Origin of the sequence: Natronobacterium haloterrestre, assembly GCF_900112205.1 — an archaeon.
In the GTDB taxonomy this organism is placed as follows: Archaea; Halobacteriota; Halobacteria; order Halobacteriales; family Natrialbaceae; genus Natronobacterium; species Natronobacterium haloterrestre.
Map to the genome: position 1 here is coordinate 46,689 of NZ_FOKW01000010.1, position 22,277 is coordinate 68,965.

Here is a 22,277-nt window from a genome sequence, read left to right on the forward strand (position 1 = left end):
CGGCGCACGCTCGAAACAGCGTTATGTGCCCGCTCGCCGTGTGCGATAGCATGACAGACACGCTTCACTGTCCGGACTGTGAGACGGAGATCGAATCGGCCGACAACCTCGAGACGAGTTCCGACGTCCCCGAAGTCGAGGTCGAGGAGGACGGCTCGTTCTCCCTCTTCGAGAACCGCGACCTCTTCCTCTGTAAGTCGTGCAAGCGACCGCTGGGCGTCGGTCGGTCGAAGTAGATGGACGTCGACAGGTCCCGCGATCGACCCCCCTCGAGCGCGACGGCGCTGCGTTTACGCCCGTAACGAGCCGTCGAACCGCCGACGAACCCCGTTCGGGCCAACAGCTAAGTCGATCCTGGTGGTAGCTCCGGGTAGATCACTAAATGTCAGAATACGAAACTATACTCGTTCCGACCGACGGCAGCGACGGGGCGGGGGCCGCGCTCGAGGCCGCCCGTGACCTGGCGGAGACACACGAGGCGACCGTCCACGTCCTGTACGTGGTCGATACGTCCCATCCCGCACTCGGGATCGGCGGCGATCCGAACACCGAGAGCAGTCCCGGCATGGTGGGCGATCCCCAGGGGGCCGATACCCCGATGAGCGGCGAGCGCGAACTGTCCCGGGAGATCCGACAGGAGGCGCGAGAGTACGGCAAGGAGGCCATCGACGATGCCACGGATCGATTGCGGGACGTCGACACGGAGGCTGCAGTCGACAGCGGCGAACCGGTCGAGACGATCCTCCAGTACGCCGACGAGCACGACGCGGACCTCGTGGTGATGGGAACGCACGGACGGACCGGCCTCGAGCGCTATCTGATCGGGAGCGTGGCCGAGAAGATGCTCCGGATGGCCGACGTCCCAGTCCTGGCGGTGCCGGACGGGAGCGCGGGCTGAGCGGGTCCGTCGGCGGACACGGACAGGCCGGTGCCGCTCGGGGCTACGAGCGATCCGTTCGACCCTGCCAGACCCGCCAGAGGGGGTGGCTTTATTCGAGTTCGGCCACTCTCCCCCGATATGTCCGATCGGCAGGTCGACGAGTCGGTGATCAGGGCCGACCGGTTGAGCAAGGTGATCGCCCTGTTCGCCGCCATCGGGACGTTCCTGGTCGCCGCGCGGGTGACGGGCGACGTCCAGTTCAACATGATCGTCGCGGCGTTCGTCGGGATCGGCGTCCGCATCTACGTCCCTTACCACGCCAGTATCACGACCGGCGACCCCGACCACGAGCCGATCCAGGCCTACGAGGGAACCGGCAACTACCACCAGGGCGCGGTCGGAGCCGCCGTTACGATCGCCGCGCTCGCCGCGCTCGTCGCCATGGCACTCGAGCCGGACTCCACGCGGTCGCTCGTCGCGGGCGCCGGCGTCGGGGGAGTCTCGTTTTTCGCGCTTCGCTCTCTCCTCCCCTCGTGACGGCCCCACCGATACACCGATGTGACTTCGCCGAGTCGGCGTAGCTATGCTCGAGCGGTTCGGAATCGAACGGCGGGATCGCCGCAACCTCGTGATCGTCGTGGCAATCGTGGCGCTGCTCGTCGCCGTGCAGGTCGAGGGGACGATCCTCGTGCGAGTCGTCGCCGGGCTGATCGTCGGCGCGGTGAGCGGCGTCGTCTTCCTGATCGTGACGGCGGTCATCAACGTCTTCAAGCCGGAGTATTAGTACCGACTCTCGCCCGTCTACGGGTCGGATCGGGAGGCAGGTCGTCCGTCGCCGTGCTCGACGCGATGAGCGGGAACCGACGGTAACACGGACCCCACACTCCCCTCGTCGAGTTCCGTCCACTGGCGAGGACCGAGGAGGACGTCTACGTGGCGCTCGAGGGTGCGACGTCGTCGTCCCCGAACGGTCCGACGGATCGGTCCCCGACCGCTGGGATGTTCGGGGCCGTCGGTGGCTGGTGCCGCGATCGACGGAGGCACGGGTGCCCTGGTGACGAGACGCGCTGTTGTGACGGTGACGACGTTACAGCCCCGGCAACGACACGTCCGAAAAGACGCCGTCGACGCCGGTAAGCGCCAACCGCGCAGCCTCGAGACCCCAATCGACCGTCCAGGCGTTCACGGCGAACCCCCGCTCGTGTGCGCGGTCGACGATATCCGTCTCGTAGCACAGTCCCGCCGACGGGTGGACGGCGACACACTCGAGGTTAGCGGCCGTCTCGAGCCCGCGATCGGGGTCCTCATCGAAGATGTACGCGAGGGACACGCCGTCGGCCAGCGACTGTACCTGCCACAGCGCGGTCGGATCGAACGACGAGACCAGCACCGCGCCGTCGAAGTCCTCGAGGAGCCCCAGCAGATCCGGGGCGAGTCCGCGCTCCTTCAGTTCGATATTTAGCCGTGTGTCGGGCGGGACCGCTTCGAGAACCTCGGCAAGACGCGGAATGCGAGCGTCTGACGGACCGATCGACACATTCTGCAGCGTCTCCCAGTCCACCCGTCCAACGCTTCCGGCCACCGCGCCGCCGGTGAGCCGCTCGAGCGTCTCGTCGTGGACACAGACGAGTTCGCCCGAACCGCAGCGACGCACGTCGACCTCGATCCCGTCGGCGAGCGAGGCGGCGTAGCGGACGGCCTCGAGGGTGTTCTCGGGTCGCTCGGCGGCGAAACCCCGGTGTGCGATGACGTCGACCGATCGGATACGGGTGGCAATGGCGACCACCAGCGAGGCGCTGCAGACGACACCGCCGGCCATTATCCGCCGCCGCGACAGGTGCGATCGGAGCACCGTTACGGCTCGGGGGTCGCCGCGCGACGCTCGCGGTCGGTGTCGGAGTGGTAGATCGCCTCACCAGTCTCGAGATCGAACAGGTGGAGCCGATCGGCGTCGAGGGTGAGCGTGACGGCGTCGCCCGCGGCGCGACCGGTTCGGGGCGCGGTCTGGACTTTGAACTCGTCGTCGCCCGCGCGACAGTAACACAGCAGCGTATCCCCGAGCGGTTCGGTCACCTGCACCGTCGCTTCGATCGGTCCGGTGGTCCGCTCGGAGTCGCCGCGTCCCGTCCGCCGCCGATCCGGAACACTACCGGTCGGCGACGTCCCGCGATCCGCGATCGAAGCGTCCTCCGGCCGGAAGCCGAGAACTGCCCTGCCGCCGTCCAGAGCCTCGGTTTCTGGCGCATTCGGGACTTCGATCGTAAACGCCTCGTGACGGACGATCGGATCGGACGACCCCGCCTCGAGAGTCACCTCGAGCATGTTCATCGCGGGGTCGCCGATGAACTCGGCGACGAATCGGTTCGACGGGTAGTCGTAGAGTTCCTGGGGCGTATCGACCTGCTGGATGCGCCCGTCGTTCATGACGACGACCCGATCGCCAAGCGTCATCGCCTCGGTCTGATCGTGGGTGACGTAGACCGTCGTCGTCCCCAGTTCCTCGTGGAGTCGGGACAGTTCGGTCCGCATCTGGACGCGCAACTTCGCGTCGAGATTGCTGAGTGGTTCGTCCATCAGGAACACGGCCGGATCGCGGACGATGGCGCGGCCGAGCGCGACCCGCTGTTGTTCCCCGCCGGACAGCGCCGAGGGCTTCCGATCGAGCAGGTCGTCGATGCCGAGCGTTGCGGCCGCTTGCGCCACTCGCCGGTCGATCTCCGCGCTCGAGAAGTCGGTCGCCGATCGCATCCCGAAGGTCATGTTCCGCTCGGCGGTCATGTGCGGGTACAGCGCGTAGTTCTGGAACACCATCGCGATATCGCGCTCGTGGGGTTCCTGCGCGGTTACGTCCTCGTCGCCGATGCGGACGGTTCCCGCGGTCGGCGACTCGAGGCCGGCGATACACCGCAGCGTCGTCGACTTGCCACAGCCCGAGGGACCGACGACGACGAGGAACTCCCCGTCTCGTGCCTCGAGGTCGATCCCGTCGACGGCGGTGACGTCGTCGAAGCGTTTCGTCAGGTCCGTGAGTTCGATCGATGCCATGATTATTCCACCCCGAACGTCTCGAGCAGCGGTTTCCGGAAGATGATCAGGACGGCAAGCGGCGGAACCAGCGTGACGATCGAGCCGGCCATCATCAGCGGCCAGGCGATGTCGCCGGACTCGACGACCCCTTGCAGGAGGCGGATACCGACCTGCGCGACCTGCATCGACTGGTCGTCGACGATCAGCAGCGGCCAGAGGTACTGGTTCCACGAGTAGATGAACATGATCACGGAAACGCCGGCGATCATGCCCTTCGACATCGGGATCAGCACGAACGCGAGGAACCGCAGGGGGCCGACGCCGTCGAGCTTCGCCGACTCGACGAGCGAGGCCGGAATCGACAGGAAGTGCTGGCGCAGCAGGAAGACGGTCGTCGCGCTCGCGAGGTAGGGAATCGTCAGCGCCGCGAAGGAGTTCGCCCAGCCGAGATCGGCCGCAAGCTGGAACAGCGGGACGATCCGGACCGGCACCGGCAGCATTAGCGTCAGCAGGACGACCCCGAAGACGGCGTTCTTGAACGGGAACCGGTAGTAGACGATCGCCAGCGCCGCCAGCAGCGAGACCGCAAGTTTGCCGATCACGACGATAACCGACATGAGCAGCGAGTTCAGCATGTACTGGCCCATGTCGTACCGGAACAGCACGTCGTGGTAGTTCTGGGCTGCCGTCTCGAGCGACAGCTCCGAGACGCTGGTGAACGTCGCCCGCGTGCCGAAGCTGATCAGCGCCGCGATCACCAGGGGCAACGCCATCAGGGAGACCGCGAGCAGCAGGCCGGCGTGGGCTCGCAGCGTCGCGCCGTCGAGCGCGGGCAGTCCGCGCTCGAGGTCGATCGGGAACCGTCGGGACTCGCCGCCGGTGGACGCGTTCGCGCTCGTGCTCGCGTTCGCGTTCGCGTTCGTATTCGAGTGTCGTGACATGGTTAGGCTCCGTAGTGCACGCGTTCGTCCGAGAAGCGAAGCTGTACGTACATCAGGACACTCACGACGGCGAACAGGACGACCGACTGGGCCGACGCGAGGCCGTGGTTGTTGAACTCGAAAGCGTTGCGGTAGAGGTCGAAGATCATGATGTTGGTCGCACCACCGGGGCCGCCCTGGGTCATCAGGTCGATGAACGCGAACGTCCCGAAGAACGCGTAGATCGTGTTCATCACGACCAGAAAGAGCAGAGTCGGCGAAATCAGCGGTACGTAGATCCTGACCAGCCGGCTCCAGCGCCCGATCCCGTCGAGTTCGGCGGCCTCCTTGAGCGTTGCCGGCACGTTGTTCAGCGCCGCGACGGTGAAGATGACGTTGTAGCCGAGTTGCTTCCAGATCGCCGCGATCGCGACCACGAAGAACGCCTGCCGGCCGTTGCTGAACCAGTCGACCTCGAGTCCGGTAGCCCCCTCGATCACCGCCGTCAGCGTCCCGATCGACGGGTGGATCAGGAACAGGAAGACGATGCCGGCCACCGCGGGCGGCAACGCGTAGGGCCAGATCGCGGCGATCAGGTACCCCGACTGGCCCCAGTCGACCTCGTACAGCAGGAACGAGACGATCAGCGAAATCGTCATCACGCCGACGACGACTGTCGCCGCGAACGCGATGGTGATCGCGACGCTCTCGTGGTACGCCGACGAAGACAGCAGAGTCTCGTAATTTCCGAGGCCGACCCACGTCCGCTCGCCGCCGAAAAACAGCGTCTGGTGGAAGCTCAGTTCCAGCGCCTCGAGCGCCGGGTAGTAGAGGAACACCGCCGAGACGAGCAGCGTCGGGGCCAGCAGGAGGTACGCGACGGAGATACCCCGGAGCTCGCCCAACAGCGACCGGCCGTCCTCGCGGGCGTTCTCGACGGCGCCGCGAACGCCGTGCTCGCGCAGGTACGCGATCGTTCCGCGAAGCCCTCGCTCGCGCAGGAACCGACCGACGCCGAGGGAGCCGCCGTAGATTTCTCTCGTGTCTCGCGTCCCCATCGTTACGAACCGCGGGCCTCGACGTAGCGCTCCATCTCTGCCTCGATTCCCCCCTTCATGGTCGCGAGTCCGTCCTCGAGGTCGGTCCGTTCCTCGAATATTTCGACGGAACCCTCTTGCAGTTGGACGGCCACCTGCCGTGCGGGCCCGACGAGCATGCGCTTGGTGGCGGTCGTTTGCTCGCTGGCAAGCAGTTGGTCGAAGGCCGTTCCGTGGTGGGGGCTCTCCTCGAACCAGCCGTCTTCCTCGAGTTGGTCGACGGCCTCACCCCGAACCGGGTAGTAGCCGGTCTCTTTGTGCCAGGTGATCTGGTTCTCGGGCTGGCTCATGAACTCGAGGAACTGGCCGACCTCCTCGGCACGCTGGTCGGACATGTCCTCGGGCACCCACAGCGACGCGCCGCCGATGACGACGCCCTCGCGGCCGTCGATGGCTGGGTAGAAACCGGTGCCGAGTTCGAAGCCCTGTTCCTCGCTCTGGGCGATAGCGCCGGCGACGGAGGCCGTCGAGGTGAGCAACATGCCGACGTTCTGGCCGTAGAAGAGGTCGGTCGCCTCGCCCCAGGCTTCCATGCCGGGATTCGTGTAGAGGTCGTCCTGGGCCATGTCGCGCCACCACGACCAGAGCCGTTCGCCGACGGCGGTTTCGGTGTGAACGGTGGTCGGATCGTCCGCCCAGCCGTTTTCGTTGTCGACAAGCGTCTGGCCGGCCAGCGAGTACCAGTGTTCGATGAACCAGACGTGGTTGGGCCAGGTGATACCGTACTCGGCCGCGCCAGAGTCGACTATTTCGCGAGAGTACTCCGTGACTTCCGCGAGCGTCTCGGGCGGCGACTCGGGATCGAGGCCGGCCTCCGCGAAGACGTCCTTGTTGTAGTAGAGGATCGCGTTCGAGTTGTTGAACGGGAGTGAGTGGAGTTCACCGTCGACCGTGAAGAAGTCAGTCACGGGGTCGAGGAAGTCCGCAACCGGGTAGTCGTCAGGAAGGATGCCCTCGACCGACTGAAACGCGTCGGTGTCGAGGATCTGCTTGGCGTGGAGGCTGTCGATCTGGACGACCTCCGGCATCGTGCCGGCCTCGATCGCCGCAAACGACTGATTCAGGGTGTCCTCGTAGCTCCCCTGATAGACCATCTCGACGTCGATACCGGTCTCTTCGTGGAACTGATCGCCCAGTTGCGCCATCGTCTCGCCGTTGTCGCCGCCCATCGCGTGCCAGACGGTGATCGCATCTTCGTCCGGCTCGGACTCGAGTTCGGCGTCTGTCTCTTCCTTGCCGAGGACGCCGTCAAGGCAGCCGGCGGTTGCAGCGCCGGCGGTAAGTGCCACGGCACCGCGTCGAAGCACCGATCTTCGTGAGTTTCGGGTCACGCGTGTTCGGTTCGACAGCGCGGTAATGAACATTACTAGGAGCTAACTATATCACCGCCGACCAGAACGTGTCGATGTGAGTGATGTTCATGTTTTCTGTGGTGATTGTAGACATACTCAGTCGTCCGGAGAGTGCGATGCGGTCGACCACCGCTTCCTCGAGTAACCGTTTAGGCGACAGGTCCCTCACGTGGGGGTATGACCGCCGATCCGCCGCTGGTACTCGACATCGACGGGACGCTCACCCGCCCCGAAGGCTGGGGCATCGACCCGCGCGTCTTCGATCCGATCAGGGAGTGGGACGCCCCGGTCGTCCTCGCGACCGGGAAGGCGTTCCCCTACCCCGTCGCCCTCTGTCACTTCGTCGGGATTCCGGAACTCGTCGTCGCCGAGAACGGCGGCGTCGTCTACACCGGCGACGACGTCTTCTTCACCGCCGACCGGGCGGCCGCGCGGGCCGTCGTCGAGGAGTACCGCGCGGCCGGCTACGACCCCGGATGGGGCGAGGAGGACACGGTCAACCGCTGGCGCGAGACCGAGATCGCCGTCAACCTCGAGCAGCCCGTCGGCCCGCTGCGGGAGATCGCCGCCGACTACGGCCTCGAGGTGATCGACACCGGCTACGCCTACCACGTGAAAGACGCCGAGCCGAACAAGGGCGACGGGATCGAGCGGATCGCCGACACCGTCGGGTTCGACCTCGGGGCGGCGGTCGCGGTCGGGGACTCGATCAACGACGTCTCGACGTTCGAGGCGGTCGGTCGGGGGTTCGCGGTGGCGAACGCCGACGAAGCCGCGAAGGGAGCCGCCGACGAGGTGCTCGAGGAGACCCACGCCGACGGGACGCTGGCAGTGCTCGAGCGCGTCCGGTCTGAGTAACGAGGCCGAGCGAACCGTAGCACGCTTTTGTCCGCGTCGCGTACGGAGAGTCATGGTGTCCGACACCCTCGTCGGCGTCCTCGGGTTCGCGGTAGTCGTCGGGCTCTTCGTATGGGCCTACCGGGACGCGACCCGCGTCGACGTCTCGAGGCCCCTGCTGTGGGCCGTCGCGGTCGCGGGGGCGTTCGCCGTCGGCGTCTGCCTGTACCTGTTCACCGACGCGCCGATGACGGGTGTCATCATGACTTCGAACACCGGTCTCGTGCTGTACGGGTTCGAACGCGAGGTGACGGTCGAGGACGACGACCCGGCCGAACCGGGACAGTTGCCCTGATACCTGCACCCTGACTCGAGTCCTCTCGCGGCGTCACTGCGATCGACGGCCCACACCACACGGCTTTTGTTCGGGCCTCTCCAACCGAGGAGCAACATGAGCGACTCCGCCGACAGCCCCGAGTCCGCCGGCGCGACCGATCCGGGGACCGACGCCCCCGCCGGCGACGACCCCGACGCCGACGGCGGGACCCCGGCCCAGGTCTCGAGTCCGGACTATCACAACGAGAACCACACGGCGGCCCAGACCTGCGGCTGGACGGCAAACGCCATGCGCGGGGAGGGGAAGTGCTACAAGAACATCTGGTACGGGATCGAGTCCCACCGCTGCATCCAGATGACGCCGGTCGTCAAGTGCAACGAACGCTGCGTCTTCTGCTGGCGGGATCACCAAGGTCACGCCTACGAACTGGACGACGTCGAGTGGGACGACCCCGAGGCCGTCGTCGACGCCTCGCTCGAACTCCAGAAGAAGCTGCTGTCGGGCTTCGGCGGCAACGACGAGGTTCCCCGCGAGCGATTCGAAGAAGCGATGGAACCCCGCCACGTCGCCATCTCGCTCGACGGCGAACCGACCCTCTATCCCTACCTGCCGGAACTCATCGACGCGTTCCACGACCGGGACATCACCACTTTCCTCGTCTCGAACGGGACCAATCCCGACGTGCTCCGGGAGTGTGACCCGACGCAACTGTACGTCAGCGTCGACGCCCCCGAACGCCACACCTTCGACGAGGTCGTCAAGGCCGTCGAGGACGACGCCTGGGAGCGCCTGCTCGAGACGATGGACGTCCTCGCGGAGAAAGACGAGACCCGCACCGTGTTGCGGACGACGCTGATCAAGGGCGAGAACATGCACCACCCGGACTGGTACGCGGGCTTCTACGGCCAGGCCGACCCGGATTTCGTCGAGTTGAAGGCGTACATGCACGTCGGCCACTCGCGGGGCCGACTCGACCGCTCGTCGATGCCCGACCACGAGGAGGTCGCCGAGTTCGCCCGCTCGGTCGGGGAGTACATGCCCGGGTTCACCGAGGTCAAGGAGGTGCCGCCCTCGCGGGTCGCGTTGCTCTCGAAGACCAGCGACACCTGGGTCCCCAAGCTGAAGAAAGACAGCGAGTTCTGGGAGCGGGATCCGGTGTCCGGAACTGCCGGCGACTGATACGGATCCCTGTACCGATGTTCCGGCGCAATCGTGACCCCGGCGGCGGTTGCTCGGAACTGACGGACAGGAAACCGTCTGAGTCCCTTTCGGACTCCGCTCGGGTCGTCCGGCTGTCTGTCCGCCGTTCCCGAAATCGATCCGAACCAGTCAATCGGCGAGTATTTTTAAGACGGGATCGTTCGTAGTCCTAACCTAGTGACTCTTCGATCGTTCATCGAGTCGGCGGGCTCCCCGGATCACGCCATCGCCATCGTCGGCGACGGGTCGGCCGATCCGCTTACGGGCATGCTCGCCGAGACGTTCGACGAGAGCGCTATCGCCGTCGAACCGGGGAGCGAGTCGGACCTCCTCGATCCCGAGACGATCGACGACACGGACGCCGACGTCGCCGTCCTCCTCGAGGACGGGTCGCCGGTCGCGGCCTCGCCGATGCCGGAGCTGTACGAGTCGATCCTCGCGATCAACTCCGACCTGTTCGTCACCGGCGCGCGCGGCCTCGAGGAGGTCGAACTCCCCGACCTGCTCGCGAACCTCGACGAGACGCGGCTCCGGCTTCGGGGGTATCCGCTGGCGCACAAGGAGAAGCTCCTGCTGATCGTCATCTCGCGGTACGTCGAGCGACAGGCCTGGGCCGCCGCTGGCGGCACGCTGCGGTCGTCGTTCCAGACGCTCGCCCGACTCAACGACGAGGTCGGGACGCGCAAGGTGTACGAACGACTCGAGGACGCGCCGGTCGAGGTCCACGTCTACGGGGTGGCGGACGGCAGGCGGCCGGACCTCGACGTGGCGGTCCACACGGGAGAGGATCCGGAGTATCGGAAGGGCTGGTTCGTCGTTCACCGGCCGGCGGATCCGACCGCGCCCGACGCGACACCGGCCGCGCTCGTCTGTTACGAGGCAGAACCACGGATCTGGGACGGATTCTGGACCTTCGACCGCGAACGGGTGGCCGCGATCGACGACTACGTCGCGACGGAGCTCTGAGCTACCCCTGCCGACACCGGTGGGTTTTTGCTTCGCTCGACGAACCATCCAGGAGGAAGTAAACTCCCGTGAACAGCATCACGGTTTCGTGATGCATACCACATTCGATACGCTTTTGAGTGGGTGGCCCAAAATCTCGAGTATGTCAACGATATCGGAGTCCGCCGTCGGCCCCGACGAAATCGCCGTGCTGAAACTCCTCGCGCTCGAGGGCGGACTCGCAGGCGACGTCAAGATCTCCTGTTCCCAGCTTGCGGATCGCCTGGATGCGTCGAACCAGACCGCCTCCCGGAGACTCCAGCGCCTCGAGTCGGGCGACCTCCTCGAACGCGACACCGTCAGCGACGGCCAGTGGGTCGCGATCACCGACGAGGGTGAGCGTGCGCTTCGCGCCGAATACGAGGACTACCGCCGGGTGTTCGAGGCCGACTCGGAGGTCGACCTCGAGGGGACGATCACGAGCGGCATGGGCGAAGGTCGCCATTACATCTCGCTGTCGGGCTACCAGCGCCAGTTCGAGGACCGGCTGGGGTACGAGCCGTTCCCCGGAACGCTGAACGTCGAGCTACGTGACGACAGCGTCCGGCGTCGCAGCGCCGTCTCCTCGCTCGAGCCGGTCCCCATCGACGGCTGGGAGGACGAGGACCGGACCTACGGCCCCGCGGTCTGCTATCCCGCGACGATCGAAACTGCCGACGGCGAGAGCTACGAGGGGGCACACACCATCGCGCCCGAACGCACCCACCACGACGAGGATCAACTCGAGGTCATCGCACCCGACAAGCTTCGGGACGAACTCGGCCTCGAGGACGGGGATCACGTCACGGTCTCGGTGGGTGATCGCCGATGACCGGCACCGACCGCCACGCGGGTTCCAGCGGGTCGAACCCGCAGACATCGACGACCGACACCGTCGATCGCGCACTCGAGTCGCTCGATGCCGGTGACCCCGTGCTGGTCCACGACGCGGCCGACCGCGAGGGCGAGACGGACCTGATCTACCACGCCGACGCCGTCTCCCCCGAGGCGGTCGCGCGCCTGCGAAACGATGCCGGCGGTCTGGTCTGTGTCGCGCTCGGCCACGAGGTCGCGGAATCCTTCGAGTTGCCGTTCTACACCGAGGAGGTCGACCACCCCGCGACCGGGAGCCACGACCTCGGCTACGACGAGCGGTCGTCGTTCTCGCTGACGGTCAACCACCGCGACACCTACACCGGGATCACGGACAACGACCGCTCGCGGACGATCCGGGCGCTGGGGTCGGCCGCCGCAACGCCGGAGGAGACGGCCTTCGCCGACGAGTTCCGTGTCCCCGGCCACGTCCACCTGCTGAAGGCCGCGCCGGACCTGCTCGAGCAACGCGAGGGCCACACCGAACTCGGCGTCGCGCTCGCCGAGGCGGCCGACCTCCCGCCGGCCGTCGTGGTCTGTGAGATGCTGGACGACGAAACCGGGGAGGCCCTCTCCTCCGTCGACGCCCGGGCCTACGCCGAGCGCCACGGCTTCACCTATCTCGAGGGCCGGGACATCCTCGAGCGGTTGGGCTGAGATCGGCGGTCGGTAGCGTCAGTCGTCGGCTTCGATTCGATCGGCCGACTGTCTGTCGGCGTTTTCTTCCGTTTCGGAGCCGGATCCGCTCCGATATACCGCATACAGCACCAACACCGCGATCGAGAAGTCGAAGCCGTGCTCGACGAGGTGGTGGATCGTCATCGGTACGAGCCCGAATACCGTTCCGAGACCGACGAGCGATCGGACCACGAGCAGCCCGAGGACGACGGTAATGAGCAGGTACCGGGTCGATCGCCGGCGGGAGTAGGCGACGACGCCACAACAGAAGAGGACCGTCGTCCCGACGGCTGCCAGCACGATGACCCCGAGTAACACGGGTGCGAGCTGGGGGTCCAGCCATCCGATCTCGAGCGGGTTCGTGTGGGCCATTGCCGCTACCGTACATCGGGGGGAGAGTTACGTATGTGCTTCGGTCGGGCCACTGTCTCGAGGTGGAGATGCCACCGCTGGCGAGACCGTTCGGGTGGAGAAACCGGCCGGGTAGCTCGTCGTCGACTGCCCGGGATGCCGAAACGAGTCGCTTCACGACGCGAGGTGATTGGGTCGCAACCGACGACGACTGCTACGAGAACGGCGCCGTTGTGGAGCCGTCACTCCGAGAGGTTTATCGAGAGCGCTTTGGTCTGCAGATACGAATCGAGCGCTTCTAACCCCTTCTCTCGACCGATACCACTCTTTTTCATCCCGCCGAACGGCGTCTCTTCGGAACCGCCGAACCACTCGTTCACGTAGATGCTTCCTGCTTCGATATCGCGGGCGACCCCGAGAGCCCGGTTGATGTCTCGGGAAAAGACGCCGCCAGTGAGGCCGAACTCGACGTCGTTTGCGATCTCGATCGCCTCGTCACGGTCCGAAAACGGGATTACCGTCAGAACCGGGCCGAAGATCTCCTCCTGGGCGATTCGCATCTCCGGATCGACGTCGGAGAACACCGTCGGCCGAACGAAATACCCGTCGTCGTCTCCCGGCTCCCCGCCGGTCTCGAGCGTCGCTCCCTCGCTCACACCGATGTCGATGTAGTCGAGGACGGTTTCGTACTGCTCGGCGTTATTGAGCGGCCCCATTCCGGGATCTTCCGGCCCGTGTCCGAGAGAGTGGGATTCCGCTCGATCGACGATTCGGTCGACGAATTCGTCGTAGACCGACTCGTGAACGATCGCGCGGTCCGCGGCGGAACACACCTGGCCTGCGTTCGTGAAAATCCCGACTGCGATCCAGAACACGGCGTCGTCGAGGTCGGCGTCCGGAAGCACGACAGCCGGGTTCTTGCCGCCCAGCTCGAGCGTCACCGGCGTGATGTGTTCCGCTGCGGACTCCATGACGGCCCGCCCGGTCGGGACGCTACCCGTGAAGGTGAGCACGTCGACCCCCTCGTGTGACGACAGCGCAGCACCGGGTTCCGTGCCGCCGGTGACCACGTTTACGACGCCGTCGGGAACACCGGCGTCGCGACAGAGTTCCGCGAGGTGTAACGCGGAAAGCGGCGTCGTCGGGGCCGGCTTGAGAACGGCCGTGTTCCCCGCAACCAGCGCCGGCGCGAGTCCGCGGGCAGTCAGGTTGAGCGGAAAGTTCCAGGGAACGATCTGCCCGCTGACACCGTACGGTTCCCGAACCGTGAACGTGAACTGCTCGTCCTCGAGCGGAATGCTTTTGCCCTCGATCTTATCGGCCGCTCCGGCATAGTACTCGAAGAACCGTGCCGCACCGTCGACGTCGTGGTGGGCCTGTGTCAACGGTTTCCCCTGGTCCCGGCTCTCGAGGCGGGCGAGTTCGTCTGCGTGGTCCCGAATCTCGTCCGCGATCCGGCGAACGATCCGTGCCCGCTCGGCGGGGGCTTTCGATCGCCAGGAGTCGGCGGCGTCCCGTGCGGCCGATACCGCGCGGTCGATGTCCGTGGCGGTCCCCGCAGGGACTCCTGCCAGCGACTCGCCCGTCGCGGGATCGGTCGTAGTGATCGATTCGTCGGTCGAGGCCTCGACCGATTCACCGTCGATAAACAGTCGATAGCGTTCGTGTATTGCCATGGGTGCTCAACAGCGGACACGCATTGCGGGCCCTCACCGGGCGGTCACGCTGTATCGCTGTCAACAAGGGGGTGCCGTATAACAGTACGTGTTCCTAACCCGACTTGTAAACCCCGAGTAGTTACATTATGGGGTCGACGTAGCACGTTTGAACCCAGATGTGGTTGTCGTATCGAGACAGTGTGGACCCGGTCGACCGCGACGGTCGGGGACTAGTCACGGCGATCGATTCCTCGTCCGTCCGAGAACGGACTTCGCCGGTCGCCACTTATAGATGGGTCATATGGCCCGTTCCCAGCCGCCGGGAACGAGCAAAAGCCGTTATCAGCGTTCCTCGGCTATCGGTACGTACCCACGGGTGCGATTCCAATGACCGACACGCGACGACAGATCAGAACGCAAGTGCACGCAAACGCCGGCATCCACTTCAACGAACTCGTCAGGGAGTCCGAGTTCGCGCCGGGACAGATCCAGTACCACGTCCGACGGCTGATCGACCGGGGCGACCTCGTCCGCGAGCAGTTCTACGGTCGCACTCACTACTACCCACCGGAGTACGACGAGTGGGAACGCGCCGCGCTGGCGCTGTTTCGCCGCGAGACGACCCGCGAGATCGTCGTCTACTTGATCGAAAACGAACCCGCAGCCCCGAGTGCGGTCGCCGCGGACGTCGGGATCGCCCGGAGCACGCTCGAGTACCACCTCGACCGACTCGTCGATCACGAGATCGTCACGAAACGCTACGACGACAGCAACCGTGTCACGCTGGCGCTGGCCAACCCCGAGCGGACGGGCCGGTTGCTGACCGAGGTGGAGCCGACGGTGCCGGACCGGCTGATCGACCGGTTCACCCGGCTCGTCGACGAGTTGCTCGAGGGCCCGTCGACGGTCGAGTAGGCGAGGTCCCAGGGCACGAATCGCATCCCGTACCTGTTTTCCCGTTTCTCGTTCTCCCGTTTTCGCCTTTCGTCCCGACTCCTTCGAGTCCTCGAGGCGTCGGCCGGAATCCCCGCCGCCACTCGTCTTGGGAAAATCGCGAACACTTAGTACGGTGGCTTTCAACACACACCACCATGGGATTCGACGAGATGGACGTCGACACGATCTGGATGGACGGGGAGTTCGTCGACTGGGACGACGCGCAGGTCCACGTGCTCACCCACGGACTCCACTACGGCAGCGGCATCTTCGAGGGTGCACGCTGTTACGACACCGCCGAGGGGCCGGCCGTCTTCCGCTGGGAGGAACACCTCGAGCGGTTCTTCCAGTCGGCCAAGCCATACGAGATGGACATCGGCTTCACGAAGGAGGAACTCACCGAGGCAACGCTCGAACTCATTCGCCGCCAAGATCTGGCCTCCTGTTACATCCGACCGATCGCTTTCTACGGCTACGAGTCGCTCGGCGTCAGCCCGGGCGACTGTCCGACGAAGACCGCCATCGCCGTCTGGCCCTGGGGCACCTACCTCGGCGAGGATGCCCTCGAGAACGGGATCGACGTGATGGTCTCCTCCTGGCGGAAACACGCCTCGAGCCAGATCCCGACCAACGCCAAGACGACGGGGCTGTACGTCAACAGCATGCTCGCGGGCGAGGAGGCCCGCCGGAACGGCTACGCGGAGGCGATCGTTCTCAACAAGGAAGGCGACGTCGCCGAAGGTCCCGGCGAGAACATTTTCCTGGTTCGTGACGGCGAGATCTACACGCCCGGGCTCTCGGAGTCGATCCTCGACGGCATCACCCGCGACACCGTCATCGAGATCGCGGAGGACCTGGGGTATACCGTCCACGACGACGTCTCGATCTCGCGTGGCGAACTCAACACGGCCGACGAACTGTTCTTCACCGGGTCGGCGGCCGAGGTCACCCCAATCCGGAAGGTCGACAACGTCGTCGTCGGCGACGGCTCGCGCGGCCCCGTGACCGAGGAGATCCAGTCGCGGTTCTTCGAGGTCGTCGAGCGCGAGACCGACGCCTACGACGAGTGGTTCCAGTACGTCTGAGTTGGGCGTTTCCGTCTTCTCGAGCGGTATCCTTATCCTGTCAACCCGGCAATCGTAGCGTATGGAGATTCCAGTCGATCGTCTCGGCGTCCTCGGTATCCTCGGCGTCGTCGGAGTCTGGACGAACGAGCCCGCCCTCTACGCGCTGTTCGCGCTGTTCGTGTTGTTCGCGAGCGACCGGACCATCACGCTCCCGGTCGGTGACCGGGAGGGGCTCTCGGAGTGATCGAGTCCCGCCGTCACTCGAGTCGCAGCGGCTGTCGCTCCCCGTAGGTGAGTGTCCGCCAGACCCACTCGACGGGTCCGAACCGGAACCGGTTCAGCCAGACGACCGACAGCGGTATCTGGATCGCCCAGATCGCCACGACGACGCCCAGCAACTCGAGCCTGCTCAACTGGGCGAACAGCCCCAGCCCGTGGCCGTAGAAGATCGTCGTCGCGAGGACGGTCTGGAGCAGGTAGTTCGAGAACGCAGTCCGGCCGACGGCCGACAGCGCCGTGGTCGCGACCCCGTCTGCCGCGGCTCGACAGAGCAGCATGATCCCCGACACGTACGCCAGTGCCAGCAGCACCGACCCCCAGTAGTTGAACTGATGGGCGAACAGGAGCACCCGTACGGTGTCCCAGCCGATCAGCCCACGGTAGCCGACGCCGGCGAGGATCAGCGCCAGTCCGAGGGTGCCGCCACCGACGAACAGCCGCCGGTAGAACCGCGTGCTCCGCTGGTTCGAGAGGACGCCCCACTTGTAGAGGGCCATCCCGACGATCATCAGGCCGCTGTAGATCCACAGCGACTCGAAGAGGAACCCGTCCGTCTGCAACGAGACGGCGGTCGGAACCCGGTGGTCCATCTGCTCGAGCCAGCCGCCGCGGTAGGCGGCGATCTCCTCGTCGACAGTGCCCTCGGCCCCGAACCCGGCGAGCATTCCCTGTTCGATCTCGGCCTGTGTCGCCGGATCCGCCGTCACGTACGCGGCGCCGCTCGCCAGGTACAGCAGCGACGGGATCGAGAACAGGACCAATCCGAGGAGGAGCAGCCGCGTCGGCCGCCAGTTGCGCACGAACACGACCAGCAGGCCACACACCGCGTACGCGACGAGGACGTCGCCGTACCACAGCAAGTAGGCGTGGCCGAGCCCGATCGCGAGCAGCCAGAAAACCCGACGGAAGTGCAGCCGACGCGCCGGCTGGCCCTTCCGCTCTTTCGACTCGGTAAAGAGGACGACGCCGGCCCCGAAGAGGAGGGTAAACAGCGTGACGAACTTCCGCTCGAAGAAAACGTGACTGACGAACCAGGCCGCGTAGTTCCCGCCGGAGAGATCGCCGTAGAGCGTTGGGTTGACAGTTCCGATAACCGGCAGGGCAAAGAGCCAGATGTTGACCGCGAGGATGCCCAGCAGGGCGAACCCCCTGAGGACGTCGAGACTCAGGATGCGGTCGTCGGGGTCGGTCGGTCCGCGGTCCCCGGTTCGGTCCTCGTCATCGGCCTTCGGAGGGGCGCTACTCGAGTTCGTGGTGGGTGGATCGGCGGCAGACATGTCGGTCCGATGACTACACTCGTTAGAGGACGAATATATAGGTTACCGAACCGATCGAGGACGTCGGGAGCTAATCGTCGTCGTCAGTTCCCTTCGCCGTTCGCTCGTCGACGACGTCGATCGGGACGCCGGCGTCCATGCCGCGTCGGTCCGCGTCGCCGAATCCTGCGCTCAGCACGCGCGTCAGCGCGTCCTCGACGTCCTCGTCGAGTTCGGTGAACCGGTCGGGGTGGACTTCGACGACAAAGCCCGTCGTGATGTTCGGCGAGGTCGGCAGGAACAGGATGTGTCTGCCGTCCTCGGTCGTCTTCCCGGTCTTGAACGCGGTCATGCGGAGGCCGTCCCATACCTCGAGTTTGACCGGTTTCTGGAGCGATTCCTGTTCCCCGAGTGCCGTTTCGGCGGCCATCTTGGACGCGTTGTAGATCACCCGCATGACGGGGACCCGGTTGACGACGTTGTCGACGAGGCGTTCGACGAGGCCGCCGATGGTCGTCCGCATGAGATAGCCGACCGAGAAGGTGAGGATCGTCACGACGGTCAGTACGACGAGCACCCGGAGCAACTGGGCGAGTTCCTCGCGGGTCTGCTGGCTCTCGATGAGTGGATAGAGCGAATCGGCCTCGAGAATGAGGCCGGGCGTAACCCCGGCCACGAGTCCGTAGAGCCAGTAGATGACGTAGAGGGTCACGAGGATCGGGCCGAGAACGATCAACCCGCTCGCGAAGTCCCGCTTCCACGAAGCCATGTAGGAGTCCTCTCACCAGGGGATAAAGAGCCCTTTCCTTTGCTTTCAACTCCCGAAGACGGCCCGGAGCGCGAACCGGATGTTCCCCTTCCGTTCCATCATGCGCCGGTAGAAGTACGACAGCCACCGGCCGCCGTAGGGGACGTACTGGTAGACGTCGTACTCCTCGGCGAGGTCGAACTGGGCGTCGGTCCGGACCCCCATGAGCATCTGAATCTCGAAGTCCGTGCCGTGTTCCTCGTGGAGGTCGATCGCGTGCTCGATGATCGCCGGATCGTGGCTGCCGACCCCGATGCCGCCGTCGAAGTGTTCGAACGCGTACTCGAGCAGGGCCTTCATTTCCCGGTCGACGCGTTCGGCGTCGGTGTAGGCGACGTCCGCGGGTTCGTCGTAGGCCCCCTTGACGAACCGGACCTTGCCGGGGACGTCGGCGAGTCGTTCGACGTCCTCGCGGGTGCGCTCGAGGTTGGCCTGGACGCAGACGCCGACGCCGCCGTCGTGTTCGCGGGCGAGGTCCTCGTAAGCGTCCAGCGTTGCGTCGGTCGTCGTGTGATCCTCCATGTCGATCCAGACGAAGACGCCGTGGTCCCGGGCGGCGTCGACGATCGACTCGAATTCCTCGCGGAAGACGTCTTCCCCGATGTCGAGACCCAGTTGGGATGGTTTGACCGAGATGCAGGCATCGAGGTCCGAACGGGCGATGTCGGCGACGAGCGAGCGATACTCCGCCGCGTCCGACCGGACCGGCGGGCGTTCGTCGTAGTGTTCGCCCAGCAGGTTGACGATCGCTCCGACGTCTCGCCCGTTGATCGACCGGACGTGGTCGAGCGCCTCCGCGGCGGACTCCCCGGCGACGAACCGGCTTGCGATCGGCGGGATCATACCGGATACGTCGGTCGCCAGTTATATGGAATTTGGTATAGCGGCGTCGTGCGTCGACGGACGGACCCGCGTGTTCACGGCCTGCTCCGCGCTCGAGTGACGGCGGTCGTGACTGTCGCTGGCGGGGACAGGTGGGGCGGTTTCGGGCGTGCTCGACCGTAGGGGAACCGGCCGGACGCGACCGGTAAGCCAAAGCCTCGTCAGGCGACACCGCCACTACATGGACAGCGATCCGGACGTCGTCGTCCTCCGCGAGGGGACCGAGGGACTGTCGATGGACGCCTACGCCGAACGGCTGCGTGAACGATTGCCCGGCAGCGACGTCGCGCTCGCGCGGACGCCCCGCGAGGAGCGCGAACTCGTCGCCGAGGCCCCCGTCGTCACCGGGATCGGGATCGACGAGGACCTGCTCGAGGCCGCCGGCGAACTCGAACTGTTCGCCGCCACCTCGGCGGGGACCGAGCACCTCCCCAAGGACGCGCTTGCGGCCCGCGGTGTCACCGTCACCAACGCGGGCGGGATCCACGCGCCGGGACTCGCCGAACAGGCGCTCGGCAATATGCTGGTCTTCGCCCGCCGGCTCCACGAGGGCTGGCGACGCAAACGAAACGGCGAGTGGCGACACTTCCAGTCGGGTGAGTTCACCGGCAGCACCGTCACGATCCTCGGCCTGGGCTCGATCGGCCAGGCGCTCGTCCAGCGCCTCGAGGGATTCGAAGTCGAGACGATCGGGGTCCGCTACACCCCCGAGAAGGGCGGCCCGACCGACGAGGTCGTCGGCTTCGACGAGGACGCGATCCACGACGCCTTCGCCCGCAGCGAGTACGTCGTCGTCGCCTGTCCGCTGACCGACACCACCCGCGGGCTGATCGGCGAGGCCGAACTCGCGACGCTGCCACCCGAGGCCGTCCTCGTCAACGTCGCCCGCGGGGGGATCGTCGACACCGACGCCCTGGTCGCGGCCCTACAGAAGAACAAGATCCGCGGGGCCGCGCTCGACGTCACCGACCCCGAGCCGCTGCCCAACGATCACCCGCTGTGGGACCTCGAGAACTGTCTCATCACGCCCCACACGGGCGGCCACACGCCGAAACACTGGGACCGGATGGCCGACATCGTCGCGTACAACGTCGACGCGCTGGAGGCGGGCGACGGAATCGAGGAGTTCCGGAACGTCGTCGTCGCACCCGACTCGGGGTAAAGGGTCGTACCCGGACCTCGAACCCGAATCACCGCAGATTAAGACCCGCCGGTTCGTCCCGGCGGATGTGACACTACTCGAGACTGTCGTTATCGCGTTCTGGGCGATGTTGCCCGCCTACGTACCGAACAACGCTGCCGTTCTCGCCGGCGGCGGCCGTCCCATCGACGGCGGACGAACGTGGGGCGACGAGCGCGTCCTCGGCGACGGGAAGACCTGGCGCGGCACCGCGGCGGGGATCACGGCCGGCCTGGCGCTCGCGGCCGTCCTGACGCTGCTTGCCGACGACGTCGGCGCGGCGCTCGGGTTCGCGGTGCCGGCGTTCGAACCGCTCGCCGCGCTGGGGCTGGCCGCCGGGGCGATGCTCGGCGACATCCTCGCTTCGTTCCTCAAGCGCCGTACGGGTCGCGAGCGCGGGGCGATGTTCCCCGGGTTCGACCAGCTGGACTTCGTCGTCGTCTCGCTGCCGCTGACGGCGCTTCTGGCGACCGAGTGGTTCCTCGAGTGGTTCACCTGGGACGTGATCCTCGTGATCGTGGTCCTCACGCCCGTGTTGCACGTGACGACGAACGTAGTCGCCTACAAGTTCGGTCTGAAAGACGAGCCCTGGTAGTCCGGTCCCCGAACCGCGGTCTTCTCCTCTTCCTCGTTTTCCCGACTACTCGAGTGCGTCCCGGAGATCCGCCACGGCGTCGTCGTAGGCCTCGTGGGCGCGCTCGAGGTCGATCGGGCCGCCGACCATCGAGAAGAACCCGTGGACGACGTCGTCGTAGTGGTGGTGTGCGACCGGGACGCCCGCCTCCTCGAGGCGGTCGGCGTAGGCCCCGCCGTCGTCACGCAGGGGGTCGAACCCCGCGGTGACGACCGTCGCGGGCGGCAGGTCCGACAGGTCGTGGGCGCGACGGGGTAGCGCGTAGACGTTCCCCCGGTCGACCTCGTCGGCGAAGTACTGCTGGCCGAACCAGTCGACCTCGTCGGCGGTCAGGAAGTACCCCTCGGCGTTTTCCTCGTAGGCCGCGGTTGCAGTGACGTCGCCCGTGCTCGGGTAGATCAGCAACTGATAGGCCGGCTCGGGACCGCCGTGGTCGCGCGCGAAAAGCGCCGTCGCGGCCGCGAGGTTCCCGCCCGCGCTGTCGCCCGCGAGGACGATCCGGTCCGGGTCGGCCTCGAGGTCGGGCGCGGCCTCGGTTGCCCACTCGAGGGCGGCGTAGCAGTCCCGTAGCGCCGCGGGGAAGGGGTGTTCGGGCGCGAGCCGGTAGTCGACGCTGACGACGGGGTAACCCGACTCGGCGGCGAGTTTCCGGCAGGTCACGTCGTGGGTCTCGAGGCCCCCGATCACCCAGCCGCCGCCGTGGAGGTAGAGGACGAGCGGTTCGTCCGCGGGCGCTGCTCGCGGCTCGTAGTACCGGATCGGCAGGTCGCCGTCCGGGCCGTCGATGGTCCGGTCCTCGACGGCCTCGAGGCCGATCTCCGCCCCGGCTCCGACCTGGAGCTGTTCGAACAGTTCGCGAGCCTCCGCGGGCGGGACCTCCTCGAAGTCGGGGACGTCGACCGACTCGTACATGCGGAGAAACGACTGCACGTCCGGGTGGGGTTCGTCGGCGCGCGGGAGTGTCATCGAACGAATGGTTCCGCCGCCGGCGCAAAAAGGTAGGGTTGCCGGCAGCGGCGGTCGGGCCGTTCCACACCGCTT

General features: G+C 66.3%; 26 protein-coding genes. 15 read left to right on the forward strand and 11 right to left on the reverse strand.

The features are described from left to right. The first annotated feature begins 50 nt into the window (after positions 1 to 50). The 4 genes from BM113_RS17520 to BM113_RS17535 all read left to right on the forward strand — a co-directional run bounded on the left by BM113_RS17520 (position 51) and on the right by BM113_RS17535 (position 1,664). On the forward strand, positions 51 to 236 hold the full coding sequence (locus BM113_RS17520; RefSeq protein ID WP_010546577.1) for a hypothetical protein: 186 nt from the start codon (positions 51 to 53) through the stop codon (positions 234 to 236). 146 nt (positions 237 to 382) lie between these two features. Further along, positions 383 to 898 (forward strand): universal stress protein, encoded by a 516-nt coding sequence (locus BM113_RS17525; RefSeq protein WP_089789323.1) that lies wholly within the window; start codon positions 383 to 385, stop codon positions 896 to 898. 120 nt (positions 899 to 1,018) lie between these two features. Beyond that, positions 1,019 to 1,417 (forward strand): hypothetical protein, encoded by a 399-nt coding sequence (locus BM113_RS17530; protein ID WP_089789324.1) that lies wholly within the window; start codon positions 1,019 to 1,021, stop codon positions 1,415 to 1,417. 46 nt (positions 1,418 to 1,463) lie between these two features. Continuing rightward, complete coding sequence (locus BM113_RS17535; RefSeq protein ID WP_089789325.1) at positions 1,464 to 1,664, forward strand: hypothetical protein; 201 nt, start codon at positions 1,464 to 1,466, stop codon at positions 1,662 to 1,664. A 303-nt stretch (positions 1,665 to 1,967) separates the two neighbouring features. Here BM113_RS17535 and BM113_RS17540 read toward each other — a convergent pair whose 3' ends face one another. Genes BM113_RS17540 through BM113_RS17560 form a run of 5 tightly spaced genes read right to left on the reverse strand, consistent with a single transcriptional unit; the run spans position 1,968 to position 7,093 of the window. Then, the gene (locus BM113_RS17540) at positions 1,968 to 2,699 is read right to left on the reverse strand and encodes a glycerophosphodiester phosphodiesterase (protein WP_089789326.1); all 732 of its coding nucleotides are present in this window, start codon (positions 2,697 to 2,699) and stop codon (positions 1,968 to 1,970) included. A 35-nt stretch (positions 2,700 to 2,734) separates the two neighbouring features. Further along, positions 2,735 to 3,925 carry an ABC transporter ATP-binding protein gene (locus BM113_RS17545; protein ID WP_089789327.1) on the reverse strand — a complete coding sequence of 397 codons (1,191 nt, stop codon included), beginning with the start codon at positions 3,923 to 3,925 and terminating at the stop codon, positions 2,735 to 2,737. Positions 3,926 to 3,927: 2 nt separating this feature from the next. After that, positions 3,928 to 4,848 carry a carbohydrate ABC transporter permease gene (locus tag BM113_RS17550; protein WP_089789328.1) on the reverse strand — a complete coding sequence of 307 codons (921 nt, stop codon included), beginning with the start codon at positions 4,846 to 4,848 and terminating at the stop codon, positions 3,928 to 3,930. 2 nt (positions 4,849 to 4,850) lie between these two features. Continuing rightward, a complete protein-coding gene (locus BM113_RS17555; protein ID WP_089789329.1) occupies positions 4,851 to 5,885 on the reverse strand; it encodes a carbohydrate ABC transporter permease in 1,035 nt (344 codons plus the stop codon). A 2-nt stretch (positions 5,886 to 5,887) separates the two neighbouring features. Beyond that, positions 5,888 to 7,093 carry an ABC transporter substrate-binding protein gene (locus BM113_RS17560; protein WP_394327725.1) on the reverse strand — a complete coding sequence of 402 codons (1,206 nt, stop codon included), beginning with the start codon at positions 7,091 to 7,093 and terminating at the stop codon, positions 5,888 to 5,890. A gap of 360 nt (positions 7,094 to 7,453) precedes the next feature. Between BM113_RS17560 and BM113_RS17565 the strand changes: the two genes are divergently transcribed. The 6 genes from BM113_RS17565 to ribB all read left to right on the forward strand — a co-directional run bounded on the left by BM113_RS17565 (position 7,454) and on the right by ribB (position 12,164). Continuing rightward, entirely contained in the window at positions 7,454 to 8,134 is a 681-nt protein-coding gene (locus BM113_RS17565) for an HAD-IIB family hydrolase (protein ID WP_089789331.1), read from the forward strand. Positions 8,135 to 8,186: 52 nt separating this feature from the next. Then, a complete protein-coding gene (locus tag BM113_RS17570) occupies positions 8,187 to 8,468 on the forward strand; it encodes a hypothetical protein (protein ID WP_089789332.1) in 282 nt (93 codons plus the stop codon). Between the two features lie 96 nt (positions 8,469 to 8,564). Continuing rightward, positions 8,565 to 9,629: a 4-demethylwyosine synthase TYW1 gene (twy1, locus tag BM113_RS17575; RefSeq protein ID WP_089789333.1), complete on the forward strand. Its 1,065-nt coding sequence runs from the start codon at positions 8,565 to 8,567 to the stop codon at positions 9,627 to 9,629. A 198-nt stretch (positions 9,630 to 9,827) separates the two neighbouring features. After that, positions 9,828 to 10,616 carry a histidine kinase gene (locus BM113_RS17580; RefSeq protein WP_089789334.1) on the forward strand — a complete coding sequence of 263 codons (789 nt, stop codon included), beginning with the start codon at positions 9,828 to 9,830 and terminating at the stop codon, positions 10,614 to 10,616. A 142-nt stretch (positions 10,617 to 10,758) separates the two neighbouring features. Further along, entirely contained in the window at positions 10,759 to 11,466 is a 708-nt protein-coding gene (locus tag BM113_RS17585; RefSeq protein ID WP_089789335.1) for a DUF120 domain-containing protein, read from the forward strand. Further along, positions 11,463 to 12,164: a 3,4-dihydroxy-2-butanone-4-phosphate synthase gene (gene ribB / locus BM113_RS17590; protein WP_089789336.1), complete on the forward strand. Its 702-nt coding sequence runs from the start codon at positions 11,463 to 11,465 to the stop codon at positions 12,162 to 12,164. The genes BM113_RS17585 and ribB overlap by 4 nt, the downstream gene beginning before the upstream one ends. An 18-nt stretch (positions 12,165 to 12,182) precedes the next feature. Here the strand turns inward: ribB and BM113_RS17595 are convergent, their stop codons facing one another. Next, positions 12,183 to 12,557 carry a DUF7471 family protein gene (locus BM113_RS17595; protein ID WP_089789337.1) on the reverse strand — a complete coding sequence of 125 codons (375 nt, stop codon included), beginning with the start codon at positions 12,555 to 12,557 and terminating at the stop codon, positions 12,183 to 12,185. A gap of 221 nt (positions 12,558 to 12,778) precedes the next feature. After that, complete coding sequence (locus BM113_RS17600; protein ID WP_089789338.1) at positions 12,779 to 14,212, reverse strand: aldehyde dehydrogenase family protein; 1,434 nt, start codon at positions 14,210 to 14,212, stop codon at positions 12,779 to 12,781. 369 nt (positions 14,213 to 14,581) lie between these two features. Here BM113_RS17600 and BM113_RS17605 point away from each other — a divergent pair, with 369 nt between their 5' ends. The 3 genes from BM113_RS17605 (at position 14,582) to BM113_RS22420 (ending at position 16,441) form a co-directional block, all read left to right on the forward strand. Then, positions 14,582 to 15,109 (forward strand): winged helix-turn-helix transcriptional regulator, encoded by a 528-nt coding sequence (locus BM113_RS17605; protein WP_089789339.1) that lies wholly within the window; start codon positions 14,582 to 14,584, stop codon positions 15,107 to 15,109. A 176-nt stretch (positions 15,110 to 15,285) separates the two neighbouring features. Continuing rightward, entirely contained in the window at positions 15,286 to 16,215 is a 930-nt protein-coding gene (locus BM113_RS17610; protein WP_089789340.1) for a branched-chain amino acid transaminase, read from the forward strand. Between the two features lie 61 nt (positions 16,216 to 16,276). Next, a complete protein-coding gene (locus tag BM113_RS22420) occupies positions 16,277 to 16,441 on the forward strand; it encodes a hypothetical protein (protein ID WP_177209206.1) in 165 nt (54 codons plus the stop codon). 13 nt (positions 16,442 to 16,454) lie between these two features. Here the strand turns inward: BM113_RS22420 and BM113_RS17615 are convergent, their stop codons facing one another. The 3 genes from BM113_RS17615 to BM113_RS17625 all read right to left on the reverse strand — a co-directional run bounded on the left by BM113_RS17615 (position 16,455) and on the right by BM113_RS17625 (position 19,383). Continuing rightward, complete coding sequence (locus BM113_RS17615) at positions 16,455 to 17,753, reverse strand: DUF418 domain-containing protein (RefSeq protein WP_089789341.1); 1,299 nt, start codon at positions 17,751 to 17,753, stop codon at positions 16,455 to 16,457. 70 nt (positions 17,754 to 17,823) lie between these two features. Then, positions 17,824 to 18,501: a DUF502 domain-containing protein gene (locus tag BM113_RS17620; RefSeq protein WP_089789342.1), complete on the reverse strand. Its 678-nt coding sequence runs from the start codon at positions 18,499 to 18,501 to the stop codon at positions 17,824 to 17,826. A 45-nt stretch (positions 18,502 to 18,546) separates the two neighbouring features. Next, positions 18,547 to 19,383: a proline dehydrogenase family protein gene (locus BM113_RS17625; protein ID WP_089789343.1), complete on the reverse strand. Its 837-nt coding sequence runs from the start codon at positions 19,381 to 19,383 to the stop codon at positions 18,547 to 18,549. 220 nt (positions 19,384 to 19,603) lie between these two features. Between BM113_RS17625 and BM113_RS17630 the strand changes: the two genes are divergently transcribed. Beyond that, a complete protein-coding gene (locus BM113_RS17630; protein ID WP_089789344.1) occupies positions 19,604 to 20,584 on the forward strand; it encodes a D-2-hydroxyacid dehydrogenase in 981 nt (326 codons plus the stop codon). 67 nt (positions 20,585 to 20,651) lie between these two features. Then, positions 20,652 to 21,197 carry a CDP-2,3-bis-(O-geranylgeranyl)-sn-glycerol synthase gene (locus BM113_RS17635; protein WP_089789345.1) on the forward strand — a complete coding sequence of 182 codons (546 nt, stop codon included), beginning with the start codon at positions 20,652 to 20,654 and terminating at the stop codon, positions 21,195 to 21,197. A gap of 45 nt (positions 21,198 to 21,242) precedes the next feature. Here the strand turns inward: BM113_RS17635 and BM113_RS17640 are convergent, their stop codons facing one another. Further along, complete coding sequence (locus tag BM113_RS17640; protein WP_089789346.1) at positions 21,243 to 22,202, reverse strand: alpha/beta hydrolase; 960 nt, start codon at positions 22,200 to 22,202, stop codon at positions 21,243 to 21,245. Positions 22,203 to 22,277 lie beyond the last annotated feature (75 nt).